Annotated in this window: 11 protein-coding genes; 2 read left to right on the plus strand and 9 right to left on the minus strand. The window is 61.6% G+C overall.

The window, feature by feature from the left end:
* The 7 genes from AC3WKX_RS10405 to AC3WKX_RS10435 all read right to left on the minus strand — a co-directional run.
* Positions 1 to 298: hypothetical protein (locus AC3WKX_RS10405; protein ID WP_218275235.1), on the minus strand; the 298-nt coding region annotated here is incomplete at its 3' end.
* A gap of 242 nt (positions 299 to 540) precedes the next feature.
* Positions 541 to 1,938, minus strand: a complete 1,398-nt coding sequence (locus AC3WKX_RS10410) for a sigma-54-dependent transcriptional regulator (RefSeq protein ID WP_003216481.1) — start codon at positions 1,936 to 1,938, stop codon at positions 541 to 543.
* On the minus strand, positions 1,928 to 3,706 hold the full coding sequence (locus AC3WKX_RS10415) for a sensor histidine kinase (protein ID WP_003216479.1): 1,779 nt from the start codon (positions 3,704 to 3,706) through the stop codon (positions 1,928 to 1,930). The genes AC3WKX_RS10410 and AC3WKX_RS10415 overlap by 11 nt, the downstream gene beginning before the upstream one ends.
* Positions 3,706 to 4,830 carry a GNAT family N-acetyltransferase gene (locus AC3WKX_RS10420; protein ID WP_003216477.1) on the minus strand — a complete coding sequence of 375 codons (1,125 nt, stop codon included), beginning with the start codon at positions 4,828 to 4,830 and terminating at the stop codon, positions 3,706 to 3,708. Before AC3WKX_RS10420 ends, AC3WKX_RS10415 begins: the two co-directional genes overlap by 1 nt.
* A 16-nt stretch (positions 4,831 to 4,846) precedes the next feature.
* Positions 4,847 to 5,713 carry an alpha/beta hydrolase gene (locus AC3WKX_RS10425; RefSeq protein ID WP_003216475.1) on the minus strand — a complete coding sequence of 289 codons (867 nt, stop codon included), beginning with the start codon at positions 5,711 to 5,713 and terminating at the stop codon, positions 4,847 to 4,849.
* Entirely contained in the window at positions 5,710 to 7,104 is a 1,395-nt protein-coding gene (locus tag AC3WKX_RS10430) for an aspartate aminotransferase family protein (protein ID WP_003216473.1), read from the minus strand. The genes AC3WKX_RS10425 and AC3WKX_RS10430 overlap by 4 nt, the downstream gene beginning before the upstream one ends.
* Complete coding sequence (locus AC3WKX_RS10435; protein WP_008435530.1) at positions 7,097 to 7,801, minus strand: MtnX-like HAD-IB family phosphatase; 705 nt, start codon at positions 7,799 to 7,801, stop codon at positions 7,097 to 7,099. The genes AC3WKX_RS10430 and AC3WKX_RS10435 overlap by 8 nt, the downstream gene beginning before the upstream one ends.
* Before the next feature lie 229 nt (positions 7,802 to 8,030).
* On the opposite strand from AC3WKX_RS10435, the gene AC3WKX_RS10440 reads away from it, so the two are divergent.
* Entirely contained in the window at positions 8,031 to 8,801 is a 771-nt protein-coding gene (locus AC3WKX_RS10440) for a MipA/OmpV family protein (RefSeq protein ID WP_102606049.1), read from the plus strand.
* Positions 8,802 to 9,004: 203 nt separating this feature from the next.
* Here AC3WKX_RS10440 and AC3WKX_RS10445 read toward each other — a convergent pair whose 3' ends face one another.
* Both AC3WKX_RS10445 and AC3WKX_RS10450 read right to left on the minus strand, forming a co-directional pair.
* Positions 9,005 to 9,658, minus strand: a complete 654-nt coding sequence (locus AC3WKX_RS10445; protein ID WP_003216466.1) for a DsbA family oxidoreductase — start codon at positions 9,656 to 9,658, stop codon at positions 9,005 to 9,007.
* 62 nt (positions 9,659 to 9,720) lie between these two features.
* Positions 9,721 to 10,740, minus strand: a complete 1,020-nt coding sequence (locus AC3WKX_RS10450) for an alpha/beta fold hydrolase (protein WP_032899419.1) — start codon at positions 10,738 to 10,740, stop codon at positions 9,721 to 9,723.
* 203 nt (positions 10,741 to 10,943) lie between these two features.
* Between AC3WKX_RS10450 and AC3WKX_RS10455 the strand changes: the two genes are divergently transcribed.
* Positions 10,944 to 16,520, plus strand: coding sequence for a dermonecrotic toxin domain-containing protein (locus AC3WKX_RS10455; RefSeq protein ID WP_102606050.1), 5,577 nt, complete (start codon positions 10,944 to 10,946; stop codon positions 16,518 to 16,520).
* Positions 16,521 to 16,544: the final 24 nt, after the last annotated feature.

Raw genomic sequence — 16,544 nt, forward strand, 5'->3', positions numbered from 1 at the left:
CACGCTCCAAAGCCTGCGTTCGGCCAGCGTGGTTTAACGGGGCGCCTAAGATCAAGATCAAAAGCAGATCAAAAGCACAGCGGCCTACCGGCCGGCTTGAGTGTTGAAGAGCAAAAGCCAAATCAAAATCTAAAGCGGGCACGGTCCAAATGTGGGAGCGGGCTTGCTCGCGAAGGTCGTTAACGATGACGCGGGCATTCTGAATGAACGCGGCGCTCTCAGGTTTTTCGCGAGCAAGCCCGCTCCCACAGAAAAGCAGATCTGTTTTCGCTCTGGTTTTTGCTTTTGCTTTTAACACTCAAGCCGGCCGGGAGGCCGCTGTGCTTTTGCTTTTGATCTTAGGCACCCCGTCAACCACGATGGCCGGAGTGCGGGCATGCCGAGCCTAAGCTAGGCACCGAGTGGTGGGGCAAAGACCTTTTACTTTTGGCTGGGCCGGCATTCCGGGCGTTTGCCAAAAGTGACTCGCTGTAAGAGCAGAACCATAAGCCGCCGTTACCTAAATAACGGATATGCCCCCAAGCAACCGCTCAGCGCCCCCTAGCGAACAATCTTGTCCACCTGAATCCCCAGCTTCTTCAACCGATACCAAAAACTGCGCTCGGAAATCCCGATCTTCTGCGCCGCCGCAGCCTGCACCCCGTTGCTTTCCTGCAACGCAGCCATGATGTAAGCCTTCTCCACCTCAGCCAGCGCCGCATCCAGATCCTGCGGCACACCCGGCCCGTTGCTGAGTATCGCGCCCACCCCATCCTCAGCAGGCGTCGAAGCAAACAGATACGCCGGCAAATCAATATCCTCGATCACCGGCGTCGCCGCGACAATGGTCGCCCGCTCCACACAGTTCTGCAGCTCACGAATATTGCCCGGCCAGGAATACGCCGCCATGGCCTGCAACGCCTCGGGGCTGAAACCGGTGATGCGTTTGCCCGCCGTGGCACTCAAGGTCTGGGCAAAGTGCCGGGCCAGCGGCGCGATATCTTCCACCCGCTCACGCAAGGCCGGCAGCGGAATCGGAAATACGTTCAAGCGGTAGTAAAGGTCTTCACGAAACTCTTTGTTCGCCACCGCATCCAGCAAATTCTTGTTGGTGGCAGCGATCACTCGCACATCCACCTTGCGCTCGCGCGGGTCACCCACCGGCTCGATCACCCGCTCCTGCAAGGCCCGCAGGATTTTCGCCTGCAACGCCAACGGCATGTCACCCACTTCATCGAGAAACAACGTGCCCTTGTCGGCCTGCATGAAGCGCCCGACCCGATCCGCCACGGCGCCAGTGAAGGCGCCCTTGCGGTGGCCGAACATCTCGCTTTCCAGCAAACCTTCGGGGATTGCCGCGCAGTTGACCGCCACAAACGGCTTGTCGGCGCGGTTGCCGTGCTTGTGGATGGCGCGGGCGACCATCTCCTTGCCGGTGCCGCTTTCGCCCGTCAGCAGCACCGTAGCGTTGCTGTCGCGCACCGAGTCCACGGCGTGCAGCACGCGGCGAAACGCCGGGCTGTCGCCCACCAGGCTGTCGAACTGCGCATGTTCATCCAACTCGGCACGCATGCGCGCGTTGTCGCGCATGATGTCGCGAAACTGCAGGGCCTTCGCCACCGTGATGTCCAGCTCGTCGATATCGAAGGGCTTGGCGATATAGTCGTAGGCGCCGTTGCGCATCGACTGCACCGCGTTCTTCACGGTGCTGTAGGCGGTCATCACGATCACCGGCAACTGCGGGTAGCGCACCTTGATTTCCGCCAGCAGCGCCGGCCCGTCCATGCCGGGCATGCGCCAGTCGCTGATCACCAGGTCGATGTCTTCCTGCTCCAGCACCTTGAGCGCGTGCAGGCCGTTGCCGGCGGTAAACACCTGGATCCCACTCTGGCTCAAGGCCGACGAAAGCAAGTCACAGAGCTTGGGTTCGTCGTCAACTACCAATACGTTATGCGTCATCACCATCCTCATCATCGCCGTCGTCTGCACCCTGGGCCGGAATGTACAGGCTGAAGGTGGCGCCGGCATCTGTCTCGCTGACACATTCGATGCTGCCGTCATGACTTTCCATGATCGAGAACACTTTGGCCAGACCCAAGCCCGTGCCCGAGGCCTTGGTGGTGACGAATGGTGTGAAGATCCGCTCGATCATGTCCGGCGCAATGCCCTCGCCGGTATCGCCGATACTGATCACCGTGTTGCCGCCCACGCTGTGGATGCCCAGGGTCAGGCGCCCGCCTCCGGGCATGGCGTCGATGGCGTTGAGAATCAGGTTCAGGCACGCCTGCTTGAGCTGCTTGGCATCGGCATAAATCGTCGCGCCGGGAGCCGCATCATCAATTTGCGCGTCGATGTTATGGGTCGCAAGCTCAGGCCCGCAGAAGCCGAGGATCTCCTCCACCACCGGGCGTGCCGCCTGCACGGTGCGCAGCGGTGCACTGGGTTTGGCGAAGTCGAGGAATTCGGTGATCAGGTCGTTGATCCGGCTGACTTCGCTGATCACGTATTCGAGGTGACGCTTGTCGGTTTCCGGCAAATCGGCGCGGCGATGCAGCAACTGGGTGGCCGTCTTGATAATGCCCAGCGGGTTGCGAATTTCGTGGGCCAGGCCCATGGCCACTTCGCCCAGTGCATGCAGGCGGTCGCGGCGGCGCAGTTGCGCTTCCAGGTGATGCAACTCACCGAGGCGCTCGGTCATGTGGTTGAAGGTGCTGCTCAGTTGCGCCAACTCGTCGCCGCCGCTGACCGCCACACGGTGCTGATAGTTACCCGAGATCACCGCGCTGACGCCTTCGGACAGATCCCGCAATGGCCGGGTCAGGCGCTGGGACACCAGCATGCCCGCACCAAGGGACAACGCCGAGCTGAGCAGGAAGATCAACACGAACAGATTGCTCTGGTTCACCAGGCCCACCAGGCTGGTATGGCGCAGCAAGCCACTGAAGATCACCCCTTGCAGCTCGCCGGCATCGTTGAAGATCGGCCAGTACAAACCGCTGTAGTTATTGGTGAACTGTTCGCTGGGCTGCTTGGTGCTGCGCAGCGCAGATTCGATACTCGAAGGAATCCGCGTGGGGTGATCGACGAAGCGCTGGGTGGAGAAAATCTCCGAAAACCCGGTGGGGTTGGCCAGGTACAAGCGCAGGTCGAGGGAATGCACATCGGCCACGCTGGTCAGGAAACTGCTGTCCAGATAAGTGGCCACCAGCAGTTGATAATCGACGCCGTCCTCGCTGGTCTCGAAGGTGGACACCACAACCCCGGTGGTCACGCCACCCACCTGGACCGTCTGCAACACCGCATTACTGGCCAGGTTGATTTGCTTGACGATGTCATCGGCGGCGGTGGTAAACACGATTTTGTGGTCACTGCTGCGGATCAGCGCCACCACGTCGATGTCGGTGGCGGCGGCAATATCGGCGGTCAGCTTGTCGTGTTTCTCGGCCTGGCGCGACGACGGCGGTTTGGTATAGCGCAGGAACAGTTGGGCAACCCGGGCGTTGTCGTGGAGGATGTCGCCGATCTCGTCCTTGACGATCTTGGTCGACTCCTGCAGCCAGATGCGCACGTTGCTGTCGAAGATCTGCGACAACGTCGTGGCGGCCAGCTCCGCCGCGATCATCGTCGGAATTACCGTCACCAGCCAGAACGCCAACACCAGCTTGCGCTGGACGCTCCAACGCGAAATGGCAAAGGGGCGGGCTTTTTGGCGGGTCTTGTTGATCATCAGGTTTCGCTTATCGCAGCAGCCATGGCAGGGTCGGATCGATCCGGTCGGAGAAACACTTTTGCAACGAACAGCGCACGGTTGACCAGCCAGTTACGGTGGCGGAAAAACATGCTGTTGCCCTGGAACTCGCAGCCCAGCAGCAACTTGCTGGCATAGCCGGCCTGACCACATTCATATAACGCAATATCGTTGCGAATACAGTAGTCGATGTTGGTTAACCAACTGCGCACCGCCAGGCTGTATTCGCGACTGTAGTCACTGTCTTCGCCGAAAAACTTGTCAATCAGGCGATCCCGGTTAAGCAGGATCAGGTTGAACGCCACCAGTTGCTCGTCCACCCAATAAAGCACACAGACCGCACGTTCCTGCAGCTGTTCAAGGATACCGGTGAAATAGCCTGCCGGCAGTCGCTCGAACTGCAGGTCGGAGCGTTCCAGGGTGGCCTCGTACAGCGCCATGATGCGCGGCAGTACGTCGTCGATGTTGCGTCGCCACTCGACACGCGGGCCCGGCGCACGAAGTTTACGGCGCAGGTCCTTGCGGGTGGCTTTGTCCAGGGAACCGAGGTAGGCGTCCACTGAACCAAAAGGGATCGGCAACAAGGCCGTTGGCAGGCTGGGCATGCTCTGGAAACCCGCGCCAAGGCAGCTGTTTGACCAGCCTTCGTCCCTGGTCGGTGCATCCTTGACCGCCACCAGCCCGACGCCGAACGTATCGGCATCCTGGCGCGCGGCAGCGAGCAATTGCGCAAGCAGAGCCTCGCGCCCTGATTCGGCAACGTGGCTGGCGATGCCCGCATTGCACTGCTCCGCCACCGGCGAGCCGATGGCATACAGGCCCAACTTCAAAACACCCGGCCACAGTCGCTCCAGGCGCTCGGTAAAGCGCTTGCCTACGCCTGACACGGTGGTGTCCAGGCGATACCGCGTGATGAACGCCGGTGCGACCGCCACCAGCCTTGCATCGTCAAACACCGCGAGGTAGCGCCACTGAAAGTCATCAATAGCGGCGTTTTCCACGGCCACGTAATAGTCCCAATCCTCCAGGGCATCGGGAAAACAGTCGTTCCAGGCACTGCGTTCGATGGCCCGAATGGTCGAAAAGGCTTGGGCGGTGATCACGTCAAATCCTTAGGGTTCAAGCCAGCTGTCGATAATCTTCAGGTGCCTCTGTGGCGTGTGCGTGCTGCCCGACAAACTCGGCACTCAACTCGATCACCCGACGGTATTGCAGGTCGACGGTGATCATGTGGTAGCAGTTGTCCAGCAGGATCTTGGTCACGGGGCCGCCGAGATGGCGTTCCACGTAATCGGCGTTCCAACGGCTGGTGATGTCATCCTCGATGGAATGCAGCACCAGGGCCGGGGTCTTGATCGATGGCATGAGCTTCTTCACCACGGCATTCATCCAGTGCAACTCGCGCACCGTGACGCCCTCCATGGTCAAGAGACCCGCCTCGCTGCTCTCCCCTTCCTTCATCTGCCGCTCGACGATCGCCCGCAGGCGCTCGTTCTTGATGCCGTAGGGCGGCTTTTCAGTAAAGCGGAACAGGCGCACACCGAAGGGAATACGGATCAGTAAGGGCGTGATGAACGCCATCTTGTTGATGCTCCAGCCGTCGTACTTCAACGTCGTGGAGTACATCAGCAAGCCGGCAACCTGGCCGGGGAACTGCGACGCCACGTACATCGACATCACCGCGCCCATCGACAAGCCGCCGACGAATACCTGCTCGTGACGCTGTTTCACCGCGACGAAGGTCTTGCGCACGCCTTCGTACCAGTCCTGCCAGCCGGTGGCTTGCAGGTCGCTGTTGTCCCCGCAGTGGCCGGCCAGGGTCGGCACGTACACCGTGCAGTTACCGACCTTGGCCAACCCCTGGGCCACCCGACGGAGTTCCGTCGGGGTGCCCGTCAGGCCGTGGATCAACAGGATCCCAATCGGACCGCTACCGAGAACGAAGCCGGCATCACCTTCACCGAGGTCGATCTCGTGGCTGCTCACCGTTTGGTCGCTCGCACAAGCAGTTGCTCGAGCAGCTTCAGGCCCAGGTCGATTTCCGGGTAGCTGATTTCCAGCGACGGTGCCAGGGTGATCACGTTCTTGTAGTAGCCGCCCACGTCGAGGATCAGGCCGAGTTTCTGACCGTCAACCACCATGTCGCCCTTCATGCCCTCCTCGACCATGTAGTCCAGGGTCGCCTTGTCCGGAGTGAAGCCGTCCGGGCCGCAGATTTCGCAGCGCAGGGCCAGGCCCAGGCCATCGACGTCGCCGATGATCGGGAAGCGCTTTTGCAGCTCTTGCAGGCCGGCCAGGAAGTATTTGCCCTTGGCCATGACCATTGCGCCGTAGTCGACTTCGCTGGTCATCTTGAACATTTCCAGGCCTACCGCGGTGCCCAACGGGTTGGACGCGAAGGTGGAGTGAGTGGAGCCTGGCGGGAAGATCTTAGGGTTGATCAACTCTTCCTTGGCCCAGATGCCGCCCAGCGGGTTCAGGCCGTTGGTCAATGCCTTGCCGAAGACGATCACGTCCGGCTTGACGTCGAAGTGTTCGATCGACCACAGCTTGCCGGTACGCCAGAAGCCCATCTGGATTTCGTCGACAACCATCAGGATGCCGTGCTGGTCGAGGACCTGTTTGAGCTCGCTGTAGAAGTTCATCGGCGGGATCACGTAGCCGCCGGTGCCCTGGATCGGCTCGACGTAGAAGGCGGCGTATTCGCTCTGGCCGACTTTCGGGTCCCACACACCGTTGTATTCGGTTTCGAACAGACGGGCGAACTGCTGCACGCAGTGGCTGCCGTATTCTTCCTTGGTCATGCCTTTAGGGCCGCGGAAGTGGTACGGGAACGGGATGAAGTTGGCGCGCTCGCCGAAGTGGCCATAGCGACGACGGTAGCGGTAGCTCGAAGTGATCGACGAAGCGCCAAGGGTACGGCCGTGGTAGCCGCCTTCGAAGGCGAACATCAGGCTCTTGCCGTTGGTGGCGTTACGCACCACCTTCAGGGAGTCTTCGATGGACTGCGAACCGCCCACGTTGAAGTGCACACGACCGTCGAGGCCGAATTTTTTCTTGGCGTCGACTGCGATCATTTCCGACAGCTCGATCTTGCCTTTGTGCAGGTACTGGCTGGCGATTTGCGGGAGGGTGTCGATCTGCTGCTTCAGCGCGTTGTTCAGGCGTGGGTTGGCGTAACCGAAGTTAACGGCCGAGTACCACATTTGCAGGTCGAGGTAAGCCTGGTCTTCGGTGTCCCACACGTAGGAGCCTTCGCAGCGGCTGAAAATGCGCGGCGGGTCGATGTAGTGAACGGTGTCGCCGTAGGAGCAGTACTTGGCTTCTTTATCCAGAAGAACCTGGTCTTCTGCGGTAGCGATGCGGATATCAGACATGGTGGAAGAGTTCCTGATTGTCGGAAGAGGTGCTGAAGGAGGTGGCGTTGGCGGCGATGCCCTGAGGCAGCTTGGCCAGCAATGCCGGCAGTTCGGCGAAGGTGTCGAACCGCGCGTAAGGGATGTTGTTGGTTTCGCAGTAGTCGGCCAGGCTGGCCTTGGCGAAGACGAAGTCGGCGGTGGAGGCCACGCACATGTCGGACTTGCCGTCGCCGATCACCAGCACGCGCTTGTTGCGCGGCGTGGACTTGCACTTGCAGTTGCCGGAGGCGGCACGGCAGGCGTCGCTGGCATACGGGAAGTCGATGCGCCAGCTGTTCTGGTCGACCTGGCGCAGGCGGTTGGCGAGGATCGGCAGCAAGGTCACGTAGTTGCGCGACAGAATCCGCGCGATGCCTTGTTCGATGCCATCGCTGACCACTTCAATGGAAGCGCCCAGGCCCATGACGTGGTCGACGAAGTCCGGGAAGTCCGGATCGATCTCGACGCTGTCGAAATACGCCAGCAACTCGGCCGGGGTCGCCTTGATCAGCGCCAGTTGACGGCTCAGGCATTCGCGCGAACCGATGTGCCCATCCAGCCATTCCTGCTCGATGGTTTCCCACTCGGGGCCGGCGAAGCGTTGGAGGACGTTGTCGATGACGTCGGTAGGAGTGATAGTCCCGTCGAAGTCACACACGATATGCCAGTGGATCATCTGCATTTACCTATGAAGTAGGAACGCGCTGTTGCGCTTGCAGGGGATAGAGCATGGAGTGTGCCAAGTGCCACCAACCCCTGTTTTCAAAGGGTTTGGCGTGTATCGGCGTGTGGTTGTGTCGGAACTTGCTACAATTTTTGTAGCTTGCTACAACCTAGATGAGTGCTTGCCTAAGGCAGGGCGTTTGCGCGTTCATGCGCGCATGTTCACAAAAGGAAATGGCTCCATGTTCAGGGTTACTTTTGCTGTATTCACCGGTTTGCTGGGGCTGTGGGGCGTTTGCGGCGCTGCGCTGGCGGACGGAATTACCGGTGAAGCCGGCGCAGGCGTCAGCTATCAGCCCCACGATCCCACGGGCAGCCGCTACGAAACGCGGCCGATCCCGTATTTCGACCTGGATTGGGGGAGTGTCAGCCTGGGTTCCGACGATGGGCTGACCTGGAGTGCGCTCAATACCAACGGTTTTACCGCGGGGCCCTATATCAATTACCTGCCGGGGCGCACGGCCAATGGCTCGTTGCGTGGGTTACGCGATGTTTCGGACATGGCCGAGATCGGCGGTTTCATCCAATACGCTCCGGCTGAGTTCTGGCGGGTGTATGCACAGGTGGGCCAGGCCGTGGGCGGGGCGCGTGATCAAAGCGGCGTGGTGGGCAAGCTCGGCGGCGAGTTGGGTTATCCGTTGGGGAGCGGCATTATCGGCAGCACCGGCCTGATGGCGCACTTTGCCGATGCCCGCCAGGCGCAGACGTTTTTCGGGGTGGATGCCAATGAGGCTGCGGCCTCCGGGTTTCGGCCGTATAACGCCAGTGCCGGGTTTCAGAACCTGACGCTGACGCAGAGTTTTGAGTTTCCTTTGGATGCGAAGTGGTCGCTGTTGACCAGTGCCAGTTGGATACACCTGGTGGGGTCAGCGGCCAATAGCAGCATCGTCAAGGAGACCGGGGATGTGAATCAGGGGCAGGTGCAGACGGCCATCAGCTATAAGTTTGATTGAAGCAACAGCAAAATCAAAGGCGGGCACGCTCCAAATGTGGGAGCGGGCTTGCTCGCGAAGGTCGTTAACGATGACTTGGGCCTCCTGATTCAACGCGGCGCCCTCTGGTTCTTCGCGAGCAAGCCCGCTCCCACATAAAGCGGCTCTGCTTTTGCTTCTAACACTCAGGTCGGCTGCTTTTGATTTTTATCTGACAGCCCCATTCAGCCCTTGGCCTCACTGATAATCTGCCGAATCGCCCCGACAAACGCCTCAGCCGGCTGCCCACCACTCACCGCGTACTGATCGTTGAACACGATGGTAGGCACAGAAGTCACCCCGCGAGATACCCACAACTGCTCCTGCTCCCGCACCTCGGCGGCATATTCGTCCGAAGCCAGAATTTCCTCTGCCCGCACACGGTCCAGCCCAACACCCTCGGCAATCCCCGCCAACGTCCCGTGATCAGACGGATCCTGCTGGTCAGTGAAATACGCCTTGAACAATGCTTCCTTGAGGTTGTACTGCAACCCCTCAAGCCCCGCCCAATGCAACAGACGATGCGCATCAAACGTGTTGTAGATACGACTCTGCCCGTCAGTACGAAACGCAAACCCCAACTCCGCACCCATATCACGAATCCGCGCCCGGTTAGCCTGGGACTGCTCAGCCGTGGAACCGTACTTTTCAGTGATGTGCTCGGTAATGTTCTGCCCTTCGGCAGCCATGTTGGGGTTCAGCTCAAACGGCTGGAAATGAATCTCGGCCTGCACCTCCGGACCCAGTTGGTCCAGGGCCTCGGTCAAGCCACGCAGGCCAATGATGCACCAGGGACACGACACGTCGCTGACGAAATCGATTTTCAGGGGAGTACTCATGACTAGGCAACCTCGCTGGCATTAAACGCCGGAAAGGTCCCACGATACACCCCGTCAAGCCCTTACAAAACCTTCGCAGGCACCACCGGGTCGATCTGCGCCCAATGCGCCGCATCCTGCCGATGCGCTTGCAAGTAGGGCAAGACCGCCGCCAGCAACGGCGCCTTGAACGCCTCCTGGAAACGATGGGCCAGCCCCGGAATCAGCCGCAACTGGCTGCCCTGGATATGCGCCGCCAGGTGCACCCCATGCATCACCGGCAACAACGGATCGGCCGTGCCATGCACCACCAGCGTCGGCACCCGCAGTTGATTGAGCAACGGCACCCGGCTCGGTTCGGCAAGGATCGCCATGATCTGGCGCTTCACACCGTCAGGGTTGAACGCCCGGTCGTACGACTGCGCCGCCTGCTGCAACAGCACCTTGCGATCATCCTTCACATAAGGACTGCCCAGCGCCGCCAGCAGGTCGGCCTGTTGTTCCAGGGCCACTTCACGATTGGGCGCGCTGCGGCGCGACAACAGTTGCACCAGCGCCGCACTCGGTGCCGGCAGGCCTTCGGCGCCGGAGCTGGTCATGATCAGCGTCAGGCTTTCCACTCGTTGCGGCGCCATGGCCGCCAGGTGCTGGGCGATCATGCCGCCCATGCTCGCGCCCAGCACGTGGAATTGCTGGATGTGCAAGCCGTCCATCAAGCCCAGTGCGTCGTCCGCCATGTCGGTCAGGGTGTAGGGCGCCGCCACCGGCAGACCGAGCTTGTAGCGCAGCACTTCAAAGGTCAGGTTGGCGCTGGCCGGTGCCTGGCGCCAGGTGGACAGCCCGACATCACGGTTGTCATAACGAATCACCCGAAAGCCCTGCTCACACAGGGCCACCACCACTTCGTCCGGCCAGTGGATCAACTGCCCGCCCAGACCCATCACCAGCAGCAAGGCCGGGTCGGAGGCACGACCAATGCTCTGGTAGGCCAGGCTCACCTGTTCCAGATCAACCCGTTCAGTCGGGACATTCACATCACATCGAGAAGCCGCAAAGGACGGCAGGCCGAATAACAGAGCGGCCATGAAAAACAACACGCGCATGAAAAACACCGAAACGCAGAACCCCAGTAGAGCGCGAGTCTGATGAACTTTGTACAAGCGCGCTGCCACAGTTCAGTGACAGTTTGATGAAGGGCGCCCAACGGTCATCCGCGTATCTATCTATCACCTCACGCCCTGGCCCCGCCTTTTTAATGGTGCATTCACCGGCAAGCCCGGTCTCACCAGAGCATGAATACACCATCATGAGTGACCTCACCCTACTTCCCCCGTCTGCCACCCTGAGCGACTTCGCCTCACCGTCGCTTCCAGGCCAGGCCCGCCTCCAGGACCAAAGCCTGTCCCTGCAAGCCTCAGCGCGCTGGCGCGAAAGCCAACAGGAGCTGCATCAACTGATTGCCCAGGCACCCGGCGTGCGCGACTCCATCGAACAACTGCTCACAGAGCATTGGCAACTGGGCACCGCACCGGTCGGCCTGGGATTTCTCAAGACCGAAGATCACGACGAGCACTTCGTCAGCCTGGTGGATGCCTGGGGATTTATCTGCCAGTTTCCAGACATCTCCCCCACCCTGGATGCCCGCAGCACCGTGGTCGGCCTGGCGTCCCACCGCCTGTCAGCCCTCACGCCCGTGCAATTGCTCAAGCGGCTCCAGGCACTGGGCCTGGGGAAACTGCTCAGCGCCCGCTGGGAAAACTATTGGAGTACCCGGGCGCCGGGTACGCCGTTGTCCCGTCGCGAGCGGGCGGCACAACTGTACTGCCAGCATTTCGAGGCCTGCGGGCAATCGGCCTATGCCCAGGGAAGGCTGGGTGCCCAACAACTGATCTCGTTGCAGACAGTGCTCAACCCGGTCACCACCCCCAATGGCGTACGCCCCGTCGAGACCTGCCAGCTGGCGTTGCTGCTGCCCGACCAGAGCAAGGTCAAATTGGCTGGCGCCTGGGTCATCTCCGTGGGCCAGGAGCCGCTGTTGACACAAACCCTGTACCTGCCCTGCCGGCAACCCGGCGTGATGGTCTTCAGCCAACGCCGCGACATGGAACAGTGGCTGGTCGCAGCGCATCAGCAACTGATCCCGCCGGACGTCGCGGCTGACGCTGTCACCGTCGAATACAGCTCGCGCACCGAACCCCTGGAGCACGGCATTCTGGACCTGCTGTCGCACCTGCACGCGGCTCAGCTGGAAAGCCTGCGCAACCGTCATCGCAATGGCAGTGACCTGGCCCGTTACGCCAGCCATGCCCTGGATGATGCCGACCGCCTGGACAGCCAGCGCCGGGAAATCCCGATGCTTATCGCACCGCATCAACCGGCAGCTACGCCCGGCCCGGACGCTGGCGACCTGCCTCCTGCCTTGCCCTTCGGCCACCTCAGCGCCGACATTGCCCTGGGCCAGCGCTGGGCCGCGATCAGGCTGCAACGCAGCGCACTGGAACGCTTCCTGGGCGATGGCCCTGAGCAAACCGCCCGGCTGGTGCAGTTGAAGGGTTTGATGCAAGCGCTGAAAGACGCAGAGCAGGCCGGCAATGATGCCGCCAGCGGCCTGCTGGCAAAAAAAGCTGCCCTCGATCAACTTGAGCTGCGGCAAAAACCCAATCCGGACTATGACGCGCTCTACCAGGCGCGGCTCGCCGCCCTGCGCGCCGAGGGCGCCATCCAGCATGCGCTCCAGCAGATCAGCGATGAAGAACACGGCCTGCTCCTGGCCGTCACGGAACACCCCGCGGCCCCGGAACGCCGCCCGGCTGTCGCGGTGACCCGCCTGATCCTCTCCAGCCGTGACCCAAGGGAAGGTTCCGAGGAACTGACAGGCCTGTTGCTCATCACCCAGACCAGCGCGCTGACCTCTTCGGCGCCCCACAGCCTGTTGCTGTACTGGCCCGGCAATGCAGGGGGCCTGCAGCGTTTCGAATCCCGCCAAGCCCTGGAACACTCGCTGTTCAAGCTGTCGAGCGAAGCGCAGGACGTCACCCTGCAATTGTCGCTGCTCACCGGCGACCCGATTGAATACTCGTTGCAACAGCAGCTGTACGCCAGCGAACAACAGGCGTATGCGCTGATCTCCCTCTTCCCGGTGCCTCCGTTCGGCCAGGAGCGAACCGAAGGCCTGGACAAACTCAAAGAACAAACCCTGTTTACCCTGCAAACCCCGGTGTGCCCGGCGCGGGAACTGGCGTATGGACAACTGCTCGAGCAACAACGCAGCAGCACCCTGGCCGGGGCACTGCCTGGGGAGTTGAGCCAGTTGCCGGCAGATGAACGCCTGGCGCTCAAGCATCTGATAAACGCGCAGATCAGCGCCCTGCATCGCTCGCAGCAATTGCTCGAGCGCGAGCTGGAACCCTTCGACGACTTCGGCCAGCGCCGCCTGGACCAACGCCTGCGCGAAGACTTCCAGCTTGAACACACCTGGTCGGTGCAACTGGACCTGCCCGATACGGTCAGCCAGGAGCGCGAATACCTGTCCGAATACGCGGGCCCGGGTACACCGTTCAAGTATGTGACGGTGCCCAGTACCCGCCGCAGCACCCTGTCATTGTTGCAACTGGCCCAGCAAAACATCGACCCGACGCTGGCCCAGCGCCTGACCTACATGAAGCTCGATGTCTCCGGCCCCAATGCCCCTGAAACCACCCGGCTGACCACCGGCCTGTCCCTGGAATACCTGAAGACCCTGGTCAAGGAGCTGGACCTCGCCGGAGCCTACGAAAGCTTGATCACCCGCACCTTCCTCGGTGATCCCGCGGCGGCGCCTTTCACCACGCAGCACCGTCGCGAATGCCTGACCGAGCCGCTGCGCCTGATGCTCATGCTGCAGGGCAAACGCGCCCGGGCCCTGGGGCGATTCGACGACAACGATCTGCGGCTGCTGAACATCGCCATCGACGCCGACAACGCGGATGCCTGGCAGGTGGAAGACAAGAAAATCGTGCTGTTGCCGGCCACGCTGAGTGCGGGCGGTGAAGATACCGACTTCGGTCCGACCACCCTGTCAGGGGTCACGTTTATTCAGGAACAAGTCTCCGGCCTGACCCTGCTGTACCTGCCGAACAGCCCGGACAACCAGGACCTGCGGCGCTACGCGAGCCTGGAACTGGCCCGCAAGGCGCTCTACGACCTCAGCCTGGTCAGCGGCATGAGCGCCTACCTGGCCGGCCTGGCCATCAAGGGCGACACCGCCGCCCACCTCGCCCGGATCGCCCAGGCCCAGCAACGGAATTTTGATCCGGTCTTTGCCGTCGGAACCCCGTGGCCGGCCACCACCTCGCTGGCCGCCCATTTGCTGAACGCCCATATGGGCCGCGTCATAGAAGCGCATCGCGCGACCTCACGCTCCAACGCGGCCTTGTTGCTGGAGCAGAATGCGCTGCGCGCCGGGCTGATCTTCAACTACCTGAAAATCGCCCTGGGGCTGGTGCCTTTCGTGGGTTCGGTCGTCGCGTTGTATGACGCCTGGTCCAGTGCCAACCTGGCCACTGCTGCGTTCCTGCGCGGGAACGTCGGCCATGGCCTGGCCGAGGTCGAGGCGGTGCTGTTGTCGCTGATCGACTGCGCCATGGACATTCTGCCGGGCAGCCTAGCCCTGCCGGTCAACGCCCGCGCCGCCACGCGCCAGCGTCAATTGCGCCATCTGGCCAGCAGCGCCGCCAGCCTGCACCTGCCCTCAGTCACCCAGGCTCGGCGGGCGGCACAGCGTTTCGCCGGTTATGAATATGAAGGAGTGATCTCGCTGGCCGGGCTGCAACCGCAGACCCACGGTTTTTATCGCAATGTGTACCGGCATACCGAAGGCGACTTCATCGTGCGGCGCGGGCGCATCTATCAGGTTGAGCTGGCCGGCGATCCCCTGGACTGGCGCCTGAGCCCGACCCGCAGCAAAACCTACAAGCAGCCGATTGCCCTGGATGAAAACGGCGAATGGGACACTCACTACGGCGTCTACGGCAGCGCATTCAAGGGCGGCCTGGCGGGTGGCGGCAGCGTGCTCGGGCATATGGCCGAAGTGCTTGATCCGATCTGGCCCCAGTCGATCCGTGATTACTTGCCACGCTGGTGGACCGACCGCGCCCTGCGCCGCCAACAGGCGCTGGCCAACAGTATCAACAGCCGCGAAGACCTGATTGCGCTCTCCATTAACCGAACCGAAGAACTGATGGCCCGCACCGACAGCGCAGGCCCGGCGATCCGCAGATCCTTCGAGCAGGACATCGAACTGTACAGCCGCCAGTATCAGGAACTGACGGAGTTCGTGCCCTTTACCAGCGGCAACCGCCAGCGCGCGATCAGAGAGGACATGAGCCGCAATGCGGCGCGCCTGACCCTGACCACCCTGAACCGGGCGCGCTATCACTTCAAGCAGATCGAGGCACGGATCCTGGAGCTTGGAACCCATAACATGACCGCTATCTCCCCCGAGGTTTTCGACACCTTGGCAATCGTTCCCGCCATGCTGGAGATCCTGCGGCAGCGTAAAAGGATCAGCAGCGAGATTCTGCGTGACCTGGACCGGATCGATGCCGACTTTTCCCAGTTCAACCGCTGGTTCGATCAGGTTACCGATGCCGCCCACCGTACCCGGCTAAGCCCGATGCTGGAGCAATTCCGACGTACGCTCAATGACAGCTACCGCACGCACCTGAAATTCTTACACCGCTTCGATACCCTTGAGACTTACCCCGAAGTTGCCGAGCTGTCTTGGTTCTACTTGCGGGCCCAGGCCCGGGACAGCTACGCCAAAGTCAACCGGGCATGGGCTTCGCATTTTGAACTGCCCAACGCCAGCGCCAACATCACACAGCGGCGCAAGGTGCTGGAAGACTGCATACAGGCCTATGAACAATTCCGGCTGACCATCCGCACCTGGAACCTCGGTTACCCGCAGCATTTCGACCAGGCGCAACTCAGTGCGTTTTTCGTCGACATTGACCAGATGATCGAACTGGCTCGCCGGGCCATCAAGGAGTCGCCGGCAAGCCGCCCACCGGCCGGGCAACCTGTACGGCGGGTATTCGACACCGAGGACAATATTTCCCTGGTGGGCACCGAGAGCATCGACCCACAAACCCAAGCCACCACTTACCAGGTTGAGAGCGCCAGCGGGCGCGTCGAGACCTGGGTGAAGGGCCCCGGCGGCAAGTCCCGGCTCAAGGACAATGCCGCCTCGGAACCCGCGCCGCCGGAGTCCAACGTCAAGCCGTTCGTGGTGAGCGAAGCCAGGGCTCGCCTGGACAACGTCGGGCTGTACGAAAGCCGCGCCACCGCCTACACCGAGCAAAAAATGCTGCCGGTGGACCTGGAGCACCTGCTGGTCAGTGAAGCGGCCGAGTTGAACCTGCGGGCCAATCGCCTGGAACGCCTGGACCCCACCGAGGACCTCGTGCGCCAGCTGCGGGCCAAGGCCGCGGAGCTGACCATCAAGGGCCGCAACCTGCGAATCCGCCAGACCCTCGCCAGCAAAACCCCTACCGAAGGTTATCTGGACTACCTTCGCGAACAACGGGTGGTGGAGATTCGCAAGGGCGAACCGGCCCGCAACCTCAATGAAGGCAAGAAAGGACGGGCGGATTATCTTCAGGAATACGTGGTTCAGGACCTGACACAAACGCCGCCCGCCACCCTGTGGTACGCGCACTTTCATTACGACAAGGCCGGGGCGCAGTTCGACGAGTTCATCAAGGCCCACTTGAAGATTCCCGAGCAGCGCAACCTGGGCCTGCAATGGCAAGTCGCCCAGGCGCAAGCCGGGGCCGCGGTGGACCCTATCTGGCGCGGCAATATCGGGCGAGCGCTGGCCACCCGGCACTTTGCCGGGGTGTGAGGCGGCGGGACTTGAGCACGACGG

The organism is Pseudomonas sp. GP01-A4 (genome assembly GCF_058780865.1).

What these genes read in the sequence shown, in the direction of transcription:
- AC3WKX_RS10410 (WP_003216481.1), bottom strand. Translation starts at nt 1,938, where the DNA reads ATGACGCATAACGTATTGGTAGTTGACGACGAACCCAAGCTCTGTGAC.
- AC3WKX_RS10435 (WP_008435530.1), bottom strand. Translation starts at nt 7,801, where the DNA reads ATGATCCACTGGCATATCGTGTGTGACTTCGACGGGACTATCACTCCT.
- AC3WKX_RS10415 (WP_003216479.1), bottom strand. Translation starts at nt 3,706, where the DNA reads ATGATCAACAAGACCCGCCAAAAAGCCCGCCCCTTTGCCATTTCGCGT.
- AC3WKX_RS10430 (WP_003216473.1), bottom strand. Translation starts at nt 7,104, where the DNA reads ATGTCTGATATCCGCATCGCTACCGCAGAAGACCAGGTTCTTCTGGAT.
- AC3WKX_RS10440 (WP_102606049.1), top strand. Translation starts at nt 8,031, where the DNA reads ATGTTCAGGGTTACTTTTGCTGTATTCACCGGTTTGCTGGGGCTGTGG.
- AC3WKX_RS10445 (WP_003216466.1), bottom strand. Translation starts at nt 9,658, where the DNA reads ATGAGTACTCCCCTGAAAATCGATTTCGTCAGCGACGTGTCGTGTCCC.
- AC3WKX_RS10450 (WP_032899419.1), bottom strand. Translation starts at nt 10,740, where the DNA reads ATGCGCGTGTTGTTTTTCATGGCCGCTCTGTTATTCGGCCTGCCGTCC.
- AC3WKX_RS10455 (WP_102606050.1), top strand. Translation starts at nt 10,944, where the DNA reads ATGAGTGACCTCACCCTACTTCCCCCGTCTGCCACCCTGAGCGACTTC.